At 73.4% G+C, this 17700-nt stretch carries 18 protein-coding genes and 1 pseudogene; 13 read left to right on the top strand and 6 right to left on the bottom strand.

Annotated elements, in window-relative coordinates; all coding sequences use genetic code 11:
- Positions 1–993, top strand: a 993-nt coding sequence (locus ACW0Q9_RS19270) for an aminotransferase class I/II-fold pyridoxal phosphate-dependent enzyme (protein ID WP_456183194.1), incomplete at its 5' end; no start/stop codon positions are given.
- Positions 994–1210: 217 nt separating this feature from the next.
- Positions 1211–1909, top strand: coding sequence for a UdgX family uracil-DNA binding protein (locus ACW0Q9_RS19275; protein WP_456183196.1), 699 nt, complete (start codon positions 1211–1213; stop codon positions 1907–1909).
- Here the strand turns inward: ACW0Q9_RS19275 and ACW0Q9_RS19280 are convergent.
- Positions 1906–2559: a 4a-hydroxytetrahydrobiopterin dehydratase gene (locus ACW0Q9_RS19280; RefSeq protein ID WP_456183198.1), complete on the bottom strand. Its 654-nt coding sequence runs from the start codon at positions 2557–2559 to the stop codon at positions 1906–1908. The two genes, ACW0Q9_RS19275 and ACW0Q9_RS19280, sit on opposite strands and share 4 nt — an antisense overlap.
- A gap of 93 nt (positions 2560–2652) precedes the next feature.
- Here ACW0Q9_RS19280 and ACW0Q9_RS19285 point away from each other — a divergent pair, with 93 nt between their 5' ends.
- The 8 genes from ACW0Q9_RS19285 to rny all read left to right on the top strand — a co-directional run bounded on the left by ACW0Q9_RS19285 (position 2653) and on the right by rny (position 11599).
- Entirely contained in the window at positions 2653–3369 is a 717-nt protein-coding gene (locus ACW0Q9_RS19285) for a hypothetical protein (protein ID WP_456183200.1), read from the top strand.
- 50 nt (positions 3370–3419) lie between these two features.
- Entirely contained in the window at positions 3420–4583 is a 1164-nt protein-coding gene (locus tag ACW0Q9_RS19290) for an acyl-CoA dehydrogenase family protein (RefSeq protein ID WP_456183202.1), read from the top strand.
- Between the two features lie 71 nt (positions 4584–4654).
- Positions 4655–5998 (top strand): MFS transporter, encoded by a 1344-nt coding sequence (locus tag ACW0Q9_RS19295; protein WP_456183204.1) that lies wholly within the window; start codon positions 4655–4657, stop codon positions 5996–5998.
- 3 nt (positions 5999–6001) lie between these two features.
- Positions 6002–6202, top strand: coding sequence for a DUF3046 domain-containing protein (locus ACW0Q9_RS19300; RefSeq protein ID WP_073832642.1), 201 nt, complete (start codon positions 6002–6004; stop codon positions 6200–6202).
- Between the two features lie 184 nt (positions 6203–6386).
- Positions 6387–7433, top strand: a complete 1047-nt coding sequence (gene recA / locus ACW0Q9_RS19305; protein WP_091311980.1) for a recombinase RecA — start codon at positions 6387–6389, stop codon at positions 7431–7433.
- Between the two features lie 14 nt (positions 7434–7447).
- A complete protein-coding gene (locus tag ACW0Q9_RS19310) occupies positions 7448–8146 on the top strand; it encodes a regulatory protein RecX (protein ID WP_456183207.1) in 699 nt (232 codons plus the stop codon).
- Positions 8147–8222: 76 nt separating this feature from the next.
- Positions 8223–8927, top strand: a complete 705-nt coding sequence (locus tag ACW0Q9_RS19315) for a 3-keto-5-aminohexanoate cleavage protein (RefSeq protein ID WP_456183209.1) — start codon at positions 8223–8225, stop codon at positions 8925–8927.
- A 905-nt stretch (positions 8928–9832) separates the two neighbouring features.
- Positions 9833–11599, top strand: coding sequence for a ribonuclease Y (gene rny, locus ACW0Q9_RS19320; RefSeq protein ID WP_456183211.1), 1767 nt, complete (start codon positions 9833–9835; stop codon positions 11597–11599).
- A gap of 73 nt (positions 11600–11672) precedes the next feature.
- Here the strand turns inward: rny and ACW0Q9_RS19325 are convergent, their stop codons facing one another.
- The 4 genes from ACW0Q9_RS19325 to ACW0Q9_RS19340 all read right to left on the bottom strand — a co-directional run bounded on the left by ACW0Q9_RS19325 (position 11673) and on the right by ACW0Q9_RS19340 (position 14992).
- Positions 11673–12560, bottom strand: coding sequence for an amino acid ABC transporter permease (locus tag ACW0Q9_RS19325; protein WP_456183213.1), 888 nt, complete (start codon positions 12558–12560; stop codon positions 11673–11675).
- Positions 12560–13234 (bottom strand): amino acid ABC transporter permease, encoded by a 675-nt coding sequence (locus tag ACW0Q9_RS19330; protein WP_456183215.1) that lies wholly within the window; start codon positions 13232–13234, stop codon positions 12560–12562. Before ACW0Q9_RS19330 ends, ACW0Q9_RS19325 begins: the two co-directional genes overlap by 1 nt.
- Positions 13235–13313: 79 nt before the next feature.
- Positions 13314–14180 (bottom strand): glutamate ABC transporter substrate-binding protein, encoded by an 867-nt coding sequence (locus tag ACW0Q9_RS19335; RefSeq protein ID WP_456183217.1) that lies wholly within the window; start codon positions 14178–14180, stop codon positions 13314–13316.
- 56 nt (positions 14181–14236) lie between these two features.
- Positions 14237–14992: an amino acid ABC transporter ATP-binding protein gene (locus tag ACW0Q9_RS19340; RefSeq protein WP_456183219.1), complete on the bottom strand. Its 756-nt coding sequence runs from the start codon at positions 14990–14992 to the stop codon at positions 14237–14239.
- 196 nt (positions 14993–15188) lie between these two features.
- Between ACW0Q9_RS19340 and selD the strand changes: the two genes are divergently transcribed.
- Both selD and ACW0Q9_RS19350 read left to right on the top strand, forming a co-directional pair.
- The gene (gene selD / locus ACW0Q9_RS19345; protein ID WP_456183221.1) at positions 15189–16178 is read left to right on the top strand and encodes a selenide, water dikinase SelD; all 990 of its coding nucleotides are present in this window, start codon (positions 15189–15191) and stop codon (positions 16176–16178) included.
- A gap of 238 nt (positions 16179–16416) precedes the next feature.
- Positions 16417–16896, top strand: a complete 480-nt coding sequence (locus ACW0Q9_RS19350; RefSeq protein ID WP_148428061.1) for a hypothetical protein — start codon at positions 16417–16419, stop codon at positions 16894–16896.
- Between the two features lie 74 nt (positions 16897–16970).
- On the opposite strand, the gene ACW0Q9_RS19355 is transcribed toward ACW0Q9_RS19350, so the two are convergent.
- Positions 16971–17198: a DUF2277 family protein gene (locus ACW0Q9_RS19355; protein ID WP_456183223.1), complete on the bottom strand. Its 228-nt coding sequence runs from the start codon at positions 17196–17198 to the stop codon at positions 16971–16973.
- A gap of 52 nt (positions 17199–17250) precedes the next feature.
- Here ACW0Q9_RS19355 and ACW0Q9_RS19360 point away from each other — a divergent pair.
- Positions 17251–17700: pseudogene (locus tag ACW0Q9_RS19360) on the top strand (tRNA (N6-isopentenyl adenosine(37)-C2)-methylthiotransferase MiaB); the annotation flags it as partial.

Genomic DNA, 17700 nt, shown 5'->3' on the forward strand with positions numbered 1-17700 from the left:
GCCGCGCTCGCCGCCGAGATCGGCGCGCCCGGCGGCTACGCGGCCACCGCCGTCCTGCCCGAGCTGGCCGCCGCCGCCCGGGACCGGCTCGCCGCCGACGGGGTGCCGGCCGACGAGATCACCGTGACCGGCGGCGCGCTCGACGGCATCGAACGCCTGCTCGCCGCCCACCTGCGCCCCGGCGACGCGGTCGCCGTCGAGGACCCCGGTTGGGTCAACCTGCTCGACCTGCTCGCCGCCCTCGGGCTGCGCGCCGTCGGGGTGCCGGTGGACGACGAGGGCCCCACCGCGCCCGGGGTCCGGGCCGCGCTGGCCGCCGGGGCCCGCGCGCTGATCGTCACCAGCCGGGCCCAGAACCCGACCGGCGCCGCGGTCTCCGCCGACCGGGCGGCCGAGCTGCGTACGCTCCTCGCCGGCCGCGCCGACCTGCTGCTGATCGAGGACGACCATGCCGCCGAGCTGGCCCGCGTACCGCTGCATCCGCTCGCCGGGGCGACCCCGGCCTGGGCCTTCGTCCGGTCGGTGAGCAAGCCCTACGGCCCGGACCTGCGGCTCGCCGTGCTGGCCGGCGACGAGGCCACCGTGGCCCGGGTGGCCGGCCGGGCCCGGGTCGGCGCGGGCTGGGTCTCCACCGTGCTGCAACGCCTGGTCCTGTCGCTCTGGCGCGACCCGGCCACCGCCGACCTGGTGCGCCGCGCGGCGGCGAGCTACGAGCGGCGGCGCGACGGGCTGGTCGACGCCCTCGCGGCGCGCGGGCTGGCCGCCCACGGACGCACCGGGATCAACGTCTGGGTGCCGGTGCCCGACGAGACCGTGGCGGTCACCGCCCTGCGGGACGCCGGCTGGTCGGTGGCCCCTGGCGCGCTGAACCGGATCGCCGCCGCGCCCGGCGTGCGGATCACCGTCAGCCCGCTCGACGAGGCCGACCTCGGCCCGCTCGCCGACGCGGTGGCCCGCGCGGTCCGGCCGGCGCCCGCCGGCTTCACCACCTGAGCCGCCGCATGGCCCGGCCGGCGGCGGGTATCCGCGGTCGGGAGGTGCGTGGCATGGCTTCGAACGGATCCCGGACCGGGCTCTGGATCGGCGTGGCGGCCGTCGTGATCATCCTCGTGATCATCGCGATCGCGCTGGCCTCGCGTGGCGGTGGCGGTGGCTCCGGATACTGACGGCGCATCCGGCGTCGATGCCGAAACCGGTATATAAAGCTGGCATGGCCGAGACCGAGAGTGCCCCCGGAGCCCAGGAGTTCATCCCGCCGCAGGCGGACACCATCGACGAGCTGCGCGACGCCGCGGCGGGCTGCCGGGGCTGCGAGCTCTACCGGAACGCCTCGCAGACCGTCTTCGGCCGGGGCGACGAGAGCGCCCGGGTGGTCTTCGTCGGGGAACAGCCCGGCGACATGGAGGACCAGAAGGGGCTGCCGTTCGTCGGCCCGGCCGGCCGGCTGCTGCGCAAGGCGGTGGACGACGCCGGCATCGACCCCGGCCACATCTACCTCACCAACGCCGTGAAGCACTTCCGCTTCGAGCTGCGCGGCAAGCGGCGGATCCACCAGACGCCGGACCGGGTGCACATCACGGCCTGCCGGCCCTGGCTGGTGGCCGAGTTCGCCCGGCTGCACCCGGAGATCGTGGTGGTGCTCGGCGCCACCGCCGCCAAGGCGCTGCTCGGCCCGACGTTCCGGGTGACGAAGCAGCGCGGCGAGCTGCTGCCCTGGCCGGCCGCCGCCCAGCGCCCGGAGGACTTCGCCCGGGTCCCGGTGGACAGCGCCGGCAGGGTCGCCGACGCCCCGGAGGCCCGGCTGCTGGCCACCATCCACCCCTCCGCCGTGCTGCGCGCCGACAACCAGGACGTCGCGTACGACGGGCTGGTCAAGGACCTGAAGGTCGCCGCCCGCGCGCTGCGCTAGTCGCGGCCCTGCCAGGTGCAGAGGCAGACCCGGTTGCCGTCGGAGTCGGCGAGCACCCAGTAGTGCGGCGCCGCCGCGTCGCTGACCAGCGTCCCGCCGGCGGCCAGCGCGGCCTCGATGCGCGGCTGCACCTCCGCCGGGTCCACCCACACGTCGGGGTGCCAGCGCTGCCGGGGCTCGTCGCGGCCGGACTGCTGGAACCACACCGTGGGCAGCGCGCCCGCCGGATCGCGCACCTCGTCACCGGGCCCGGGCCCGGCCGGGTGCTCCCCGCCCAGCACCGCCCGCCAGAACGGCAGCACCGCCGGGAAGTCCGGGCTGTCCAGGGCGAGTTCGAGCCGGGCGACGCCGGCGTGCGCCGGGGACAGGCCGGCCTCGGCGGCGAGCGCCGAGACGGCCCGGGCCAGGCGGACGTCGCGGTCGGTGACCCCACCCACGTCGTGTGACCGGAGCCGCACGTCGACGTGGGTGTAGCGCAGGTCCAGGTCGGGGTGGTGGTCCCGCCGTTCGGCCTCGGCGCCGATGGCGTCCACCAGGGACAGTCCGGCGGCGAAGTTCGGCGTGCGGATGCGGGTGTGCAGGGCACCGAGCAGGTAGGTCCACCCGTCCAGGGCGGCGTCGTTGATCTGCGCTCCGGTCAGCGTGCTCATCCCGCCATGCTGTCGTACCCCGGGACACCGGACCAGTGCGACGGCGGCGGAATGGACCTGCGCGGCGGGCGCCGCGGGCCATAGCCTCGCGGCATGACCGCCGCTGATCTTGAACTGTCCGTCCGCAACGCCGCCGCGCTCTGGACGGCCCTCGCCGAGGCCCGTGGCCACGCGCTGGTGCGCCGGCCGGGCTTCCTGGCGGTGACCGGCAGCGCACGCACCGGGCTGCGGATCCTGCTGCGCGCCCCGGACCCGGCCCCCGACGACCGGGCCGCGCTGGCCGACCTGGTCCGGCGTCGGGTCGGCCCGGTCACCGTCGAGGACCAGTACGCCTCGGTCGACCTCACCGATCTCGGCCTCACCCCGCGCAGCCTGCCGGTGCTGGTCCGCCGCCCGGCGCCGGTGCCCGACCCGTCCCTGCCGGTCACCCCGGTCGAACGTCCCGACCAGCTCGACTCCGCCGAGGACGTGGTGGTGCGCGGCTTCCCCCTGGACCCGCTCCGGCCGCGCCGCCCCGGCGAGGCGTTCCCGGTCGCCCTCCTGGACCGGCCCGGGGTGCGGTTCTTCCTGGTCCACGCGGGCGGCGCGCCGGCCGGCGCCTGTCTGACCGTGCGGGACGAGGGCGTCGGCCTGTACTGGATGACCAGCCTGCTCGAACACCGCTCCCGGGGCGTGGGGCGGAATCTGCTGCGCGGCGTCCTCGGCCGGCTCGGCGCGGTGCCGATGACGCTCACCGCGGCGCGCGCCGGCCGCCCGCTCTACGACTCGCTCGGCTTCGTCCCGGTCACCGGCGCCACCTGGTGGAGCTGAGCCCGGTTCGCCTCTGGGCAGGGCGGGTGGGCGGTGCCAGACTGGCCGCCATGGAGCAGCATCTCTACGAGCCCGTCCACGAAGAGTTCCGGGACCTGTGCCGCCAGTTCCTCGCCCGGGAGGCCGTGCCGCACCACGAGCGGTGGGAGGCCGACGGGATCGTCGACCGGGAGGTGTGGCGCAAGGCGGGCGCGGCCGGGCTGCTCGGCATGGACGTGGACCCCGAGCACGGCGGCGGCGGGCAGCGCGACTTCCGGTTCAACGCGGTGCTCGACGAGGAGATCATCGCGGCCGGTTGCACCGGGCTCGGCTTCGGGCTGCACAACGACGTGGTGGCCCCGTACCTGACCGACCTGACCACCGACGACCAGCGCAAGCGCTGGCTGCCCGGCTTCTGCTCCGGCGACCTGGTCACCGCCATCGCGATGAGCGAGCCGGGCGCGGGCAGCGACCTGGCCGGCATCCGCACGAGCGCGGTCCGCGACGGCGACAGCTGGGTGCTCAACGGGCAGAAGACGTTCATCACCAACGGTGAGCTGGCCGACCTCGTCGTGGTGGTCGCCAAGACCGCCCCCGACCAGGGCGCGCACGGGGTGAGCCTGATCGTGGTGGAGACCGGCACGCCCGGCTTCGGCCGGGGCCGGCGGCTGGCCAAGGTCGGCCTGAAGGCCAACGACACCGCCGAGCTGTTCTTCGACGACTGCCGGGTGCCGGCGGACAACCTGATCGGCACCGAGAACCACGGCTTCTACCACCTGATGGCCAACCTGCCCCGCGAGCGGCTGAGCATCGCGGTCGCCGCGGTGGCGGCGGCGGAGAAGCTGCTCGCGCTCACCCTCGACTACGCCCGCTCCCGGGAGGCGTTCGGCCGGCCCATCGGGCGGTTCCAGCACAACCGGTTCCTCCTCGCCGAGCTGGACACCGAGGTCACCATCGCGCGCACCTTCGTCAACCACTGCGTGGCCGAGTACCAGGCCGGCCGGCTCTCGGTGACCGACGCGGCGAAGGCCAAGTGGTGGACCACCGAGCTCAAGTGGTGGACCACCGAGCTGCAGAACAAGGTCGCCGACCGCTGCGTGCAGCTGCACGGCGGCTACGGCTTCATGCTGGAGTACCCGGTGGCCAAGGCCTGGCTGGACAGCCGCGTGCAGACCATCTACGGCGGCACCACCGAGATCATGAAGGAGATCATCGGCCGCGGGCTCGGCTTGTAGCTGAACCGGGTGCCCGCGACCGGGTCGGGTGCGGGAGGATGGGTCACCCCTTACCTCCAGGAGCATCCGCCATGGCCACCGACCTGACCACGCCGGCACCGGCCCGGCTCGATGTCGCCCCGATCCAGCGGCGCACCGTCCGGCTGCTCTTCCTCACCCAGATCATCGGCGGCATCGGCGTCACCATCGGCATCTCGGTCGGCGCGCTGCTCGCCGCCCGGGTCGCCGGCACCGCCCTGGCCGGGGTGGCGCAGAGCGCCGGGGTGGTCGGCGCCGCGCTGCTCGCCGTGCCGGTCACCCGGATCATGGCGGCCCGGGGGCGGCGGCCGGGGCTGGTCACCGCGTACCTGGTCGGGGCCGTCGGGGGCGTGCTCGTGGTGGTTTCCACCGTGCTGCACCTGGTGCCGCTGCTCTTCGTCGGCATGCTGCTCTTCGGCGGCGGGACCGCGGCCAACCTCCAGGCCCGCTACACGGCCGTGGACCTGGCCGAGCCGGCCCGCCGGGGGCGCCAGCTCTCGCTGGTCGTCTGGGCCACCACCATCGGCGCGGTGGCCGCGCCCAACTTCGCCGCGCTCGCCGACGCCACCACCCGCGGCTGGGGCCTGCCGGCGCTGGCCGGCCCGTTCGCCTTCAGCGCCGCCGCGTTCGTGCTGGCCGCCGCCGTGCTGGCGGCACTGCTCCGGCCCGACCCGCTGCTCACCGCGCGCCGGCTGGCGGCGGTCGAGACCCCGGCCGACCCGGGCGCGGCACCGGGCGGGACCGCCCGCCGCCGCGCGGGCATGGTCGCGGCCTGGCGCACGGTACGCGGGCGACCCGCCGCCCGCCTCGGCATCGCCGCCGTGGCCGTGGGTCACCTCGTGATGGTCGCCGTGATGTCGATGACCCCGGTACGCCTCGGCGAGTCCCACGCCGACGCCGACGTGCTGCGGGTGGTCGGCATCGTGCTCAGCCTGCACATCGCCGGCATGTACGCGCTCTCCCCGCTGGTCGGCTGGCTCACCGACCGGCTGGGCCGGCGTCCGGTGATCCTCGGCGGGGTGGCCCTGCTGCTGGCCGCCTGCGCGGTCGCCGGCACCGCCGGGCACCACACGCCCCTGCTCTCGGTGGGTCTGGCCCTGCTCGGGCTGGGCTGGTCGGGCACCATGGTGGCCGGCTCGACGCTGCTGTCCGAGTCGGTGCCCATTGCCGACCGGCCCGGCGTCCAGGGCCTGTCCGACCTGGTCATGGGGCTGGCCGGGGCGGGCGCGGCGGCGGCGAGCGGGTTTGTCATGCAGGGACCGGGTTATCCGACCCTGGCCCTGCTGGCGGCGATCGCGGTGGTGCCGCTGGTGGCGCTAGCGTTGCGTCCGGCGCCCGTCGAGGCGCCGGAGGAACCCGGGCACCCCGCCGACGAGGTGCCCGTCAAGGAGGAGTGACACGTGCGGCTGACCGACTTCTGGGCGCGGCTGGAGGAGGCGTTCGGGCCGGGCTACGCGGCCAGCATCGCCAGCGACCAGGTGCTGTCCCAGCTCGGTGGGCGGACCATCGAGCAGGCCCTCGCGGCGGGGGAGGAGACGCACGTGGTGTGGCGCGCGGTGGTCGCCGCGTATCCCGACCGGGTGCCCGCGCGACTACGCTGAGCAGCCTTTTCACCGGTTCCGCGTGTCGCTTGTCGAGTCGTACACCTGTTCGGCTATTGTCCACAGCGGGGTGCTCGTCCACAGCTCGCGGCCCGTCGGCTGGTTTTCTGTCGGACCCAGCGCCTAGCGTGTCCGCGTGACGCGAAGCTCAGGAAAGACGCCGGCGAAGGCAGGGGTGGCAACGATGGCGGCAGGGCCGGACCGGGAGAAGGCACTCGACCTTGCTCTCGCTCAGATCGACAAGCAGTTCGGCAAGGGTTCGGTGATGCGGCTGGGGGAGCGGCCCGTCGTCCAGACGGCGGTCATCCCGACCAGCTCCATCGCGCTCGACGTGGCGCTCGGCGTGGGCGGCCTGCCCCGCGGCCGGGTCGTCGAGATCTACGGTCCGGAGTCCAGCGGTAAGACCACGGTCGCGCTGCACGCGGTGGCCAACGCGCAGCGGGCCGGCGGCATCGCCGCCTTCATCGACGCCGAGCACGCGCTCGACCCGGAATACGCGAAGGCCCTCGGCGTCGACACCGACGCCCTGCTGGTCTCCCAGCCGGACACCGGCGAGCAGGCGCTGGAGATCGCCGACATGCTGGTCCGCTCCGGCGCGATCGACATCATCGTGATCGACTCGGTCGCGGCCCTGGTGCCGCGCGCCGAGATCGAGGGCGAGATGGGCGACAGCCACGTGGGCCTCCAGGCCCGGCTGATGAGCCAGGCGCTCCGGAAGATCACCGGTGTGCTCAACAACACCGGCACCACGGCGATCTTCATCAACCAGCTCCGCGAGAAGATCGGCGTGATGTTCGGCAGCCCGGAGACCACCACCGGTGGTCGGGCGCTGAAGTTCTACGCCTCGGTCCGGCTCGACGTGCGCCGCATCGAGAGCCTCAAGGACGGCACCGACGTGGTCGGCAACCGCACCCGGGTCAAGGTCGTGAAGAACAAGGTCGCCGCGCCGTTCAAGCAGGCCGAGTTCGACATCATGTACGGCAAGGGCATCTCCCGCGAGGGCTCGCTGATCGACGTCGGCGTGGAGCAGGCGATCATCCGCAAGTCCGGCGCCTGGTACACCTACGACGGTGACCAGCTCGGCCAGGGCAAGGAGAAGGCCCGCGAGTTCCTCCGGGAGAACCCGGACGTGGCGGCCGAGATCGAGAAGAAGATCCTGGAGAAGCTCGGCGTCGGCACCGGCGCGGGCGACGCCGCCGGCGGCCCGGACCTGCCGCCGGTCGACTTCTGATCCCCGGCTGACTCGTGGCAGGACGACGCGCCCGCACGGGGCGGGGCTGGGACGCCAGCCCGCCCCGCACGGGTGACGCCACCACTCCACCCCGGCCGCGCCGGGGCCGCCGGGGCCGGGCAGGGGAGCCCGATGCCGAGGCGCCTCCCGCGCCGCCCCGCGACGAGGCCGAGGTGGCCCGGGAGATCTGCCTGCGGCAGCTCGCGGTCCGGCCGCGCACCCGGGCCGAGCTGGCCGGCGCGCTGGCGAAGCGGGGCATCTCCGAGGAGGTCGCCGACCAGGTCCTCGACCGCTACGACGAGGTCGGCATCGTGGACGACGCCGCCTTTGCCCGGGCCTGGGTGAGCAGCCGGCACAACGGCCGTGGGCTGGCCCGCCGGGCGCTCGCCAACGAGCTGCGCCAGCGCGGCGTCGACGGCGAGGTGGCCGGCGAGGCCCTCGACGAGCTGGACGAGGAGACCGAGGCGGAGACCGCCCGGGTCCTGGTGGAGCGGAAGCTGCGCACGGCCCGGGGCGAGCCCGACGCCGTGTTCCGTCGCCTGGTCGGCATGCTGGCCCGCAAGGGCTACCCGGCCGGCGTGGCGATCCGGGCCGTCAAGGACGCGCTGGCCGCGCAGAGCGCCGAGGCGGCCGAGTTCGCCGAGCACATCGACGCCGACGCCCTCGCCGACGCCGAGAACGACCTCGACCCCGCCGCCCGCCCCCTCGACTGACGCCGGCCAGCCCTGACGATCATGAGGTGCGCGCCGGGCCACCCGGCCATGACCGACCCCTGGGGAGGAGTGCGGCGTGTTGAAGGCGTGCCTGAACGGCGGGCGCCGGCGGGCGGAGCATCCGGCGGTGCCGGTGACGCCGGAGGATCTGGCGGCCGAGGCGGCCAGGTGTGCGGCGGCCGGGGCGGTGGCGGTGCACGTGCACCCGCGCGACGCGGGCGGCGCCGAGTCACTCGACCCGGCCGTGATCGCCGCGGCGGTCACCGCGATCCGGGCCGCCCGGCCCGGCCTGCCCGTCGGGGTGAGCACCGGCGCCTGGATGGCCCCCGAGCCCGCCGACCGGGTCGCCGCCGTACGCGCCTGGGCGGTGCTGCCCGACTTCGCCTCGGTCAACGCCCACGAACCCGGCGCGGCGGCCGTCGCGGCCGCCCTGCACGAGCGGGGCGTCCTGGTCGAGGCGGGTCTCTGGACCGTGGCGGCCGTCGACGCCTGGCGCCGCTGGCCGGTGCCGACCGGGCGGGTCCTCGTCGAGTGCCTGGCCGACCAGGTCGACGTGGCCCTCGGCGACGCCGCCGCCATCCTCGCCGCGCTGCCCGCCGACCGCCCGCCGGTACTGCTGCACGGTGAGGGCCCGGCGACCTGGCCGGTGCTCGCCCAGGCGGTACGCCGTGGCCTGGACACCCGGATCGGCCTGGAGGACACCCTCGTGCTGCCGGACGGCGGCGTCGCCCCGGACAACGTGGCGCTGGTGACGGCGGCTCGCTCCCTCGGCGCCCGCTGAACGACGCTCAGACGCCGCTCCACCGGCCACCCTTCCCCGCCGGCCCCGCCGCCGTCCTCGTGTGCTGAGGTTGCGCCGAGATCTTGGCGAGTTGCTGTTCGCCTCGAACGGGAAGTCTCCACGATCTGGCACGCCCCGGCGAGCGCCCGGCCGGGTGAGTCGCTCCCGTCATCCGCTCCACGGGCGGCGGGAGAGAGCCGGCGAGGTGCCGGGCCACCGCCATCGGGAAGCCGGGCGAGCGAACCGCGCCCGGGTGAAATGCGAGTCACCCTTGCGAAAAGTTGTCGGCCCGGAGAGGTCGGCGACGGGTCGTCCCGAGCGGGGTCCCGAAGACGGTCGCGCGGTGGCTCTGAGCAGGTCGGGAAGGTGACCGGGGCGGCCCGAACGGGGGAAATTTGTCCGCCCGTGTCCGGCATCTGGACAGCACTGCGTGACCCCCCAACTTCTCTCCGTCCGGGTGGTTTGATCATGAGTTCTTGACCGAACGGCCCCTGGCGACCTAGCCTCGCCATACAGGCTCACTTTGCCCGACCAGCGCAGGCTAAGCGCACAACATAGATCGCGTAACAGAACAGCATCACTTTGGCCAGCTACACCGGCCTTTGACGGCAAGCTCCGGACGGCCGGTCCGGAGCCGACCGACAACTGCAACCGGCCGCCGGCGATGCCCTCGACGTGGGCACCGCCGACGGAAAGCTACCCACAGCCAGCCGCTCCGGTCGGGCGTCCAGAGTCGCAGGTGCGTGCTCATCCGCACGCCGCCTGCGGCGCCGACGTTCAGGGGAGGCGGCCATGGCGGGGCGGCACAGGTTCACCGGCGGTCTTCCACGCGCTGCCGGCCGCTCCTCGCCGGGCGGCTGCCCGGACCAGGCCGGTGTGGGCGCGTCCCGGCTCGGAGCGGCCGGATGAGCGGCTTCGACGTCGTCATCCTCGCGGTGGTCCTGCTGCTCGTCGTGGTGGTGGTCGGCGCCGTCCTGTTCGGCGTACGCACCCTGCGGCGGCTCAGTCTCGCGCCCGCCCCCGAGGACCCGGCCTTCATCGCCGAGAAGGACCGCCAGGAGCAGTCCCTGGCGGCCCTGCGCAGCGCCGCCGACGAGGCGAACAGCACCATCGACGTGGCCAAGTCGGCGGCCGCCGCGGCCCGTGCCGAGGCGGCCGCCGCCAAGGCCGAGGCGAAGGCGGCCCGGGCCGAGGCCCGGCGGGTGCTGGACGACGCCCGGGCCGAGGCCGACACGGTGCTGGAGCGGGCGCACAACCAGGCCGAGGCGGACGCCGAGCAGCTTCGCGCCACCGCCCGGCGCAGCGGCGAGCGGGAGGTGGCGGTGCTCGCCGCGACCACCCGGGAGCAGGCCGCCGAGGTCGAGCGGCGGGCGGCCCGGATGGACGAGCGGGAACGGCTGCACACCGAGGAGGTGGAGCGGCTCGCCGAGCGGGAGCGGCAGCTCACCGCGGCCAGCGCCGCGCTCGCCGCCCGGGAGGCCGCCCTCCTGGAGCGGGAGCAGGCGCTCACCGAGGCGGAGGAGCAGCGCCGCCGCGAGCTGGAGCGGGTGGCGGGGCTGACCGCCGACACGGCCCGCGCCGAGCTGGTCGAGTCGATCGAGGGGCAGGCCAAGCGGGAGGCCGCGCTGCTGGTCCGGGAGATCGAGGCCGACGCGCGGGGCACCGCCGAGCAGCGGGCCCGGCACATCGTGGTCGACGCCATCCAGCGGGTGGCCAGCGAGCAGACCGCGGAGAGCGTGGTCAGCGTCCTGCACCTGCCGGGCGACGAGATGAAGGGGCGGATCATCGGCCGCGAGGGGCGCAACATCCGCGCCTTCGAGTCGGTGACCGGGGTCAACCTGATCATCGACGACACCCCCGAGGCGGTCCTGCTCTCCTGCTTCGACCCGGTGCGCCGGGAGGTCGGCCGGCTCACCCTGGAGAAGCTGGTGCTGGACGGCCGGATCCACCCGCACCGCATCGAGGAGGTCTACGACCTGGCCCGGCACGAGGTGGAGGAGCTCTGCCACCGGGCCGCCGAGGACGCCCTGGTCGAGGTCGGCATCACCGAGATCCACCCGGAACTGGTCACCCTGCTCGGTCGGCTGCGCTACCGGACGTCGTACGGGCAGAACGTGCTCAAGCACCTGGTGGAGACCGCGCACATCGCCGGGATCATGGCGGCCGAGCTGCGGCTGGACGTGCCGACCATCAAGCGCTGCGCGTTCCTGCACGACATCGGCAAGGCGCTCACCCACGAGGTCGAGGGCAGTCACGCCATCATCGGCGCCGACCTGGCCCGCAAGTACGGGGAGAGCGAGGACGTGGTGCACGCCATCGAGGCGCACCACAACGAGGTGCCGCCGCAGACCATCGAGGCGGTGCTCACCCAGGCCTCGGACGCCTGCTCGGGCGGGCGGCCGGGGGCGCGGCGGGAGAGCCTGGAGGCGTACGTCAAGCGGCTGGAGCGGATCGAGGAGATCGCGGCCGGCAAGCTCGGCGTGGAGAAGGTCTTCGCCATGCAGGCGGGCCGGGAGATCCGGGTGATGGTCAAGCCGGAGGACGTGGACGACATCGGCGCGGCGGTGCTGGCCCGGGACGTGGCCAAGCAGATCGAGGAGGAACTGACCTACCCCGGTCAGATCCGGGTGACCGTGGTCCGCGAGTCCCGGGTCACCGAGATCGCCCGCTGAACCGGGTCACCGCACGACGAAGCCCTGCCACCCTCCAGGGGGTGGCAGGGCTTTCGCGTGGACGGGCGGGCGGTCAGCCCTGCGGCTCGGCCACCGTGGCGCCGCCGGCCGGGGTCGAGTCCGGCGCCGCGGCCTGCTTCGGGATCCGGAAGCCCCGCCGCCGGGTACGCCGGTCCAGCCAGTTCGCGAGCGTGGTCAGCAGCGAGTTGATCACGATGTAGATGGCGGCCACCACGATGGCGGCGGCGACCACGTTGCCCCGGTTGGCCGAGAGGTCGTTGACGCCCCGCTGGAGCAGCTCGGGGAAGGCGACGATGTAGCCGAGCGCGGTGTCCTTGAGCAGCACGACGAGCTGGCTGACGATCACCGGCAGCATGGCCCGGGCGGCCTGCGGCACGAGGATCAGCCGCATCACCTGGTTCTTCCGCATGCCCACGGCGTACGCGGCCTCGGACTGCCCACCCGGGATCGAGCGGATGCCGGCGCGGAACGCCTCGGCCAGCACGGACCCGTTGTAGAGGGTCAGGCCGACGACCACCGACCAGAACGCCGGGACCGGCCCCTGGATGAGGAACGGCACGCCGTAGAAGATGAAGAAGATCATCAGGAGCAGCGGGACGGCGCGGAAGAACTCCACCACCACGCCGGCCGGGACCCGGACCCACCAGTGGTCGGAGAGCCGGCCGACGGCGAACAGGATGCCGAAGGCCAGCGACAGCACCATGCCGGTGGCCGCCGCGAGCAGCGTCTGCCGCAGGCCGGGCAGGATGAACTGGGTCCAGGTCGGCGCCTCGGCGAACGGCTTCCAGAGGTTGCCCTCCCACTGCCCGGCCTGGTCGAACTTGGCGTAGACCCACCAGAGCAGGGCGGCCAGCCCGACGCCGAAGACCACGCTGAGCACCGCGTTGCGCACGCGCGCCCGCGGCCCCGGGTGGTCGTAGAGAACGGTGGTCATGCTCATCAGCGCTTCACCGCCAGTCGGTTGGCCAGCCAGCCGAAGAAGTAGCCGGTCGGAACGAGGATCGCGGCGAAGGTGCCGGCGAAGACCAGGAAGATCGGGATCACCGCGTCGCCGTTGTCGTTGATCAGCTGCTTCATGACGCTGGACGCCTCGATCAGGCCGATGGTGCCGACGATCGTGGCGTTCTTGCACAGCGCGATGAGCACGCTGCCCAGCGGGGCCACCACGGCCCGCCCGGCCTGGGGCAGGACCACGATGCGCAGGGTCTGGAAGAAGGTCAGCCCGATCGCCCGGGCCGCCTCGGCCTGACCGGCCGGCACGGTGTTGATGCCCGAGCGGACCGCCTCGCAGACGAACGCGGCGGTGTAGACCGACAGGCCGACCACCCCGAGCCAGAAGTTGTTCAGGTTCAGGTCGTCGGAAAGGCCGACGCCCAGGGTCGAGTAGAGGCCGAAGTAGCAGAAGAAGATGATCAGCGTCAGCGGCGTGTTGCGGAAGATGTTGACCCAGGCCGCGCCGAAGCCCCGCAGCACCGGCACCGGGGAGACCCGGAACGCGGCGAGGAGCACGCCGAGCACCAGCGCGAGGACCGCCGACGCGCCGGTCAGCTTGAGGATCCAGAGAAAGCCCGACAGGTACGCGTCGAGGTTGGTCGGATCAGCGAATACGTGCATGCGTCGACTCCCGGGGCACGTCGTCGGCGTCGCGACAGGCCGGGGCCGGCACCCCTAGGGATGCCGGCCCCGGAACCGGTCAGACGCTGCCGCAGTTGGTCAGCTTGGTGGTGTCCAGCTCGGGCGCGGCCTTGCCGCTCTTGCCCAGGGTGGCGTCCCAGGCGGCCTTGTAGGAGCCGTCCGAGGCGGCGGTCTTGAGGATCTCGTTGATCTTCTCGCAGCCGTCCTTGTCGTCCTTCTTCAGGCCGATGCCGTAGGGCTCGGTGGAGAAGGTCTTGCCGACCACCTTGAACTTGCCGGCGTACTGGGACTGCGCGGCGTAGCCGGCGAGGATGATGTCGTCGGTGGTCACCGCGTCGACCTGGCCGCCCTCCAGGGCGGTGATGCACTTCGAGTACGCGTCGAACTGCTGGAGCTTGGCCTTCGGGTAGTCGGTCTGGATCCGCTTGGCCGGGGTGGAACCCTGCGCCGAGCAGACCTTCTTGCCGTCCAGCCCCTCGGGCCCGGTGATGGTGGAGTCGGCCTTCACCAGCAGGTCCTGGCCGGCGATGAAGTACGGGCCGGCGAAGTTGACCTTCTGCTTGCGCTCGTCGTTGATGGTGTAGGTGGCCACCACCAGGTCGACGGTGCCCTGCTGGATGAAGGGCTCGCGGTTGGCGGAGACGGTGGTCTTCCACTCGATGTTGTTCGCGTCCACGCCGAGACCCTTGGCGATGATCTTGGCGATCTCGATGTCGAAGCCCTCGTACTGGCTGCCGGTCTGGATGCCCAGGCCCGGCTGATCGGCCTTCACGCCGATGACCAGCTTCTTCTGGCTCTGCGCCTTGCCGATGACGCCCTTGGCCCCGCCGCTGCCGGAGCCGCCGTCCCCGTCGCCGCCACAGGCGCTCATGCCGAGCGCCAGAGTCGCCGCCGCGGCGATCGCCGCCACGCGCTTCATACGCATACTCTTCTCCTTCTTCGACGGAGCCGCCGGGGGACGGCGCGCTCCACTACGGACGCTCAGTGGGTCAGGATCTTGGAGAGGAAGTCCTTGGCCCGCTCGCTGCGCGGGTTGGCGAAGAACTCGGCCGGCGGCGCGTCCTCGACTAGCCTGCCGTCGGCCATGAAGATCACCCGGTTGGCCGCGTGCCGGGCGAAGCCCATCTCGTGGGTGACCACGACCATGGTCATGCCGTCGCGGGCCAGCGAGGTCATCACCTCCAGCACCTCGCCGACCATCTCCGGGTCGAGCGCGCTTGTCGGCTCGTCGAAGAGCATCGCCTTGGGCTGCATGGCCAGCGCGCGGGCGATCGCGGCCCGCTGCTGCTGGCCGCCGGAGAGCTGCGCCGGGTACTTGTCGGCCTGGTTGGCGATGCCGACCCGGTCGAGCAGGGCCAGGCCGCGCTCGCGGGCGGCGGCCGGCTTCTCCCGCCGCACCCGGACCGGGCCGAGGGTGACGTTCTCCAGGATGGTCTTGTGCGCGAAGAGGTTGAACGACTGGAACACCATGCCGACCTCGCTGCGCAGCTTGGCCAGCGCCTTCCCCTCGGCCGGCAGCGGGGTGCCGTCGAAGGTGATGGTGCCCGAGTTGATCGGCTCCAGCCGGTTGATCGTCCGGCAGAGCGTCGACTTGCCGGAGCCGGACGGGCCGATCACCACGACCACCTCGCCCCGGCCGACGGAGAGCGAGACGTCGTCCAGCACGTGCAGCGGGCCGAACCACTTGTTCACCCCGTCGAGCACGATCAGCGGTTCGCCCGTCGTCACGTCGTTCACCGTCCCTGTCGTCCGTACGAAAGCGGGGTCGCGAGACCCCCGGTTGGGCCACTGTAGGCGGGGTGAAGTGGCGGAACGCAACTCGAATGGTCACGGAGCGGTAACACCGGTCACCGCCGTACCCATGAGTCCGAATTCCGTCACGGAACGGGGCGTCCGAGTGGCGGTGGCAGCGGTTCACGGAGATCATGTGGGGATGACCGACCGGGTCCGGCTGACCGATTACGCCCGCGGCGGCGGCTGCGCCTGCAAGATCCCGCCGGGGGAGCTGGAGACGATGGTCGCCGGGCTCGCGCCGGCCGTCGGCGCCGCCGATCTGCTGGTCGGTCTGGAGCACGGCGACGACGCCGCGGTGGTCCGGCTGGACGAGCGCACCGGCCTGGTCAGCACCGCCGACTTCTTCACCCCGGTGGTCGACGACGCCTACGACTGGGGGCGGATCGCCGCCGCCAACGCGCTCTCCGACGTGTACGCCATGGGCGGCACCCCGCTCGTCGCGCTCAACCTGCTCTGCTGGCCCCGCGAGGTGCTGCCGCTGGCACTCGCCCGCGAGGTGCTGCGCGGCGGTCAGGACGTGGCCCGGGAGGCCGGCTGCCACCTGGCCGGCGGGCACAGCGTGGACGACGACGGTCCGAAGTACGGCCTGGCGGTCACCGGGGTGGTCCGGCCCGAGGAGCTGATCACCCTGGACGCCGGCCGGGCCGGCCTGCCGCTGTCACTGACCAAGCCGCTCGGCGTCGGCGTGCTGAACACCCGGCACAAGCGGACCGGGGAGCGGTTCCCGGAGGCGGTCGCCTCGATGGCCCGGCTCAACCGGGACGCGGCCCGCGCGGCGGTGGCGGCCGGGATCCGCTGCGGCACCGACGTGACCGGGTTCGGGCTGCTGGGGCACGCCTCGAAGCTGGCCCGGGCCAGCCGCCTCACCGTGGCGATCGACGCGGCCGCGGTGCCCTACCTGGCCGGCGCCCGGGAGGCGCTGCGCGACGGGTACGTCAGCGGCGGCACCCGGCGCAACCTGGACTGGGTGACCCCGTGGACCGACTTCGGCGGGGCCGACGAGGGGGAGCGGCTGCTGTTGGCCGACGCCCAGACCTCGGGCGGGCTGCTGGTCGCCGGCGAGGTCCCGGGCGGCACGGTGATCGGTGAGCTGCTGCCGGCGGGCGAGCACCTGGTCCGGGTGCGCTGACAGCCCACTCCGGCATTCGCGAATCCGTCACCACACCCCGGTGGTTCGCATCGCGGACGCGGCACCATACCCGATAAACTGTCATCTTCCCGCTACTCTGGGCAAGGTCGCCCGGGGAAATTTTGCCCGGAATGGTCACAGACCGGTAACTTGCGCCCGGCTGAGGTCATATGCACCCCACCATCGTCAGTAAGGCCCGATTCGGAGGCCGGTGGGACGAGCGCAGCGAGGAGGCGGCATGACCGAGCTGTGGAACTGGAGAATCGACGGCGCGGCGCCCGTGGAGGTCTACCCGGCGCTGGCCGAGGCGCTCGGCCGGGTGGTGATGCCCCTCGCCGTCGCCGACCCGGCCCGACTCCCCGCGTACGCGGTGGTCTGCGACGTGTGGGAGGCGCCCGGGGCGTACGGGACCGTGGTCGACTGTTACGGCGTGCCCGAGCGCCTGCCGGAACTGCCCAGCATCGCGGCACTGGCCCGGCTGCTGGACCGCAACTGCCTGATGCGCGACGACACCCTCGACGCCGGGCGGCACCTGCTGGTCGCCCCGGACGGCACGATCCGCCCGGTGCACTTCGACGTGGTCGAGACCGACGACGGCGAGGTCCTCAGCGACCAGCGGCTCTGCACCGTGGCGGACCCCCGCTGCCGGGGCTGGTCGCAGTGCCACCGCTCCCGGTGGGCGCCCGACTCGGTCGCCCCGGCCCTCGCCGCCGCCTGACCGGCGGCGAGGGGCGGCCCCGGCACAGCGCTCGATGACCGCTCGCCGCCTGATCGGCGGCGCCGGCGCAGGGCTCAGCCCCGGGCCGCCGGCTGCTGGCCCCGGACCACCAGCTGGTCCAGGAGCGTGGCCGTGGCCGTGGCCACGGCGTCGACCGCCGAGTCGAACGCGGCGGCGTTGTGCGCCGCGGGGGCGCGGAACCCGGAGATCTTCCGGACGTACTGGAGCGCGGCCGCCCGGATGTCCTCCTCGGTCACCACCGGGACGTACGGCTCACGCAGGGTCTTGATGCTCCGGCACACGGCTCCTCCTCGTTCGGTCCGACCAGCTCCACCCGGATACGCTGTCCGGGTCATGACTACCGCAGCCGCGGGCAGCCCGCGCACCTACCAGGTGCGCACGTACGGCTGCCAGATGAACGTGCACGACTCCGAGCGCATTTCCGGCCTGCTCGAACGGGCCGGTTACGTGCGCGCCGCCGAGGCCGACGAGCAGCCCGACGTGGTGGTGTTCAACACCTGCGCCGTCCGGGAGAACGCCGACAACCGGCTCTACGGCAACCTGGGTCATCTGCGCCCCGTGAAGGACAAGCACCCGGGGATGCAGATCGCCGTCGGCGGCTGCCTGGCCCAGAAGGACCGCGGCGAGATCGTCCGCAAGGCCCCCTGGGTGGACGTGGTCTTCGGCACGCACAACATCGGCTCGCTGCCGGTGCTGCTGGAGCGGGCCCGGCACAACGCGGCCGCCGAGGTGGAGATCCTGGAGTCCCTGCCTCTTATACCCATCCGACGCTGCCGACCAATA

The sequence above is a fragment of the Micromonospora sp. I033 genome (assembly GCF_053890995.1).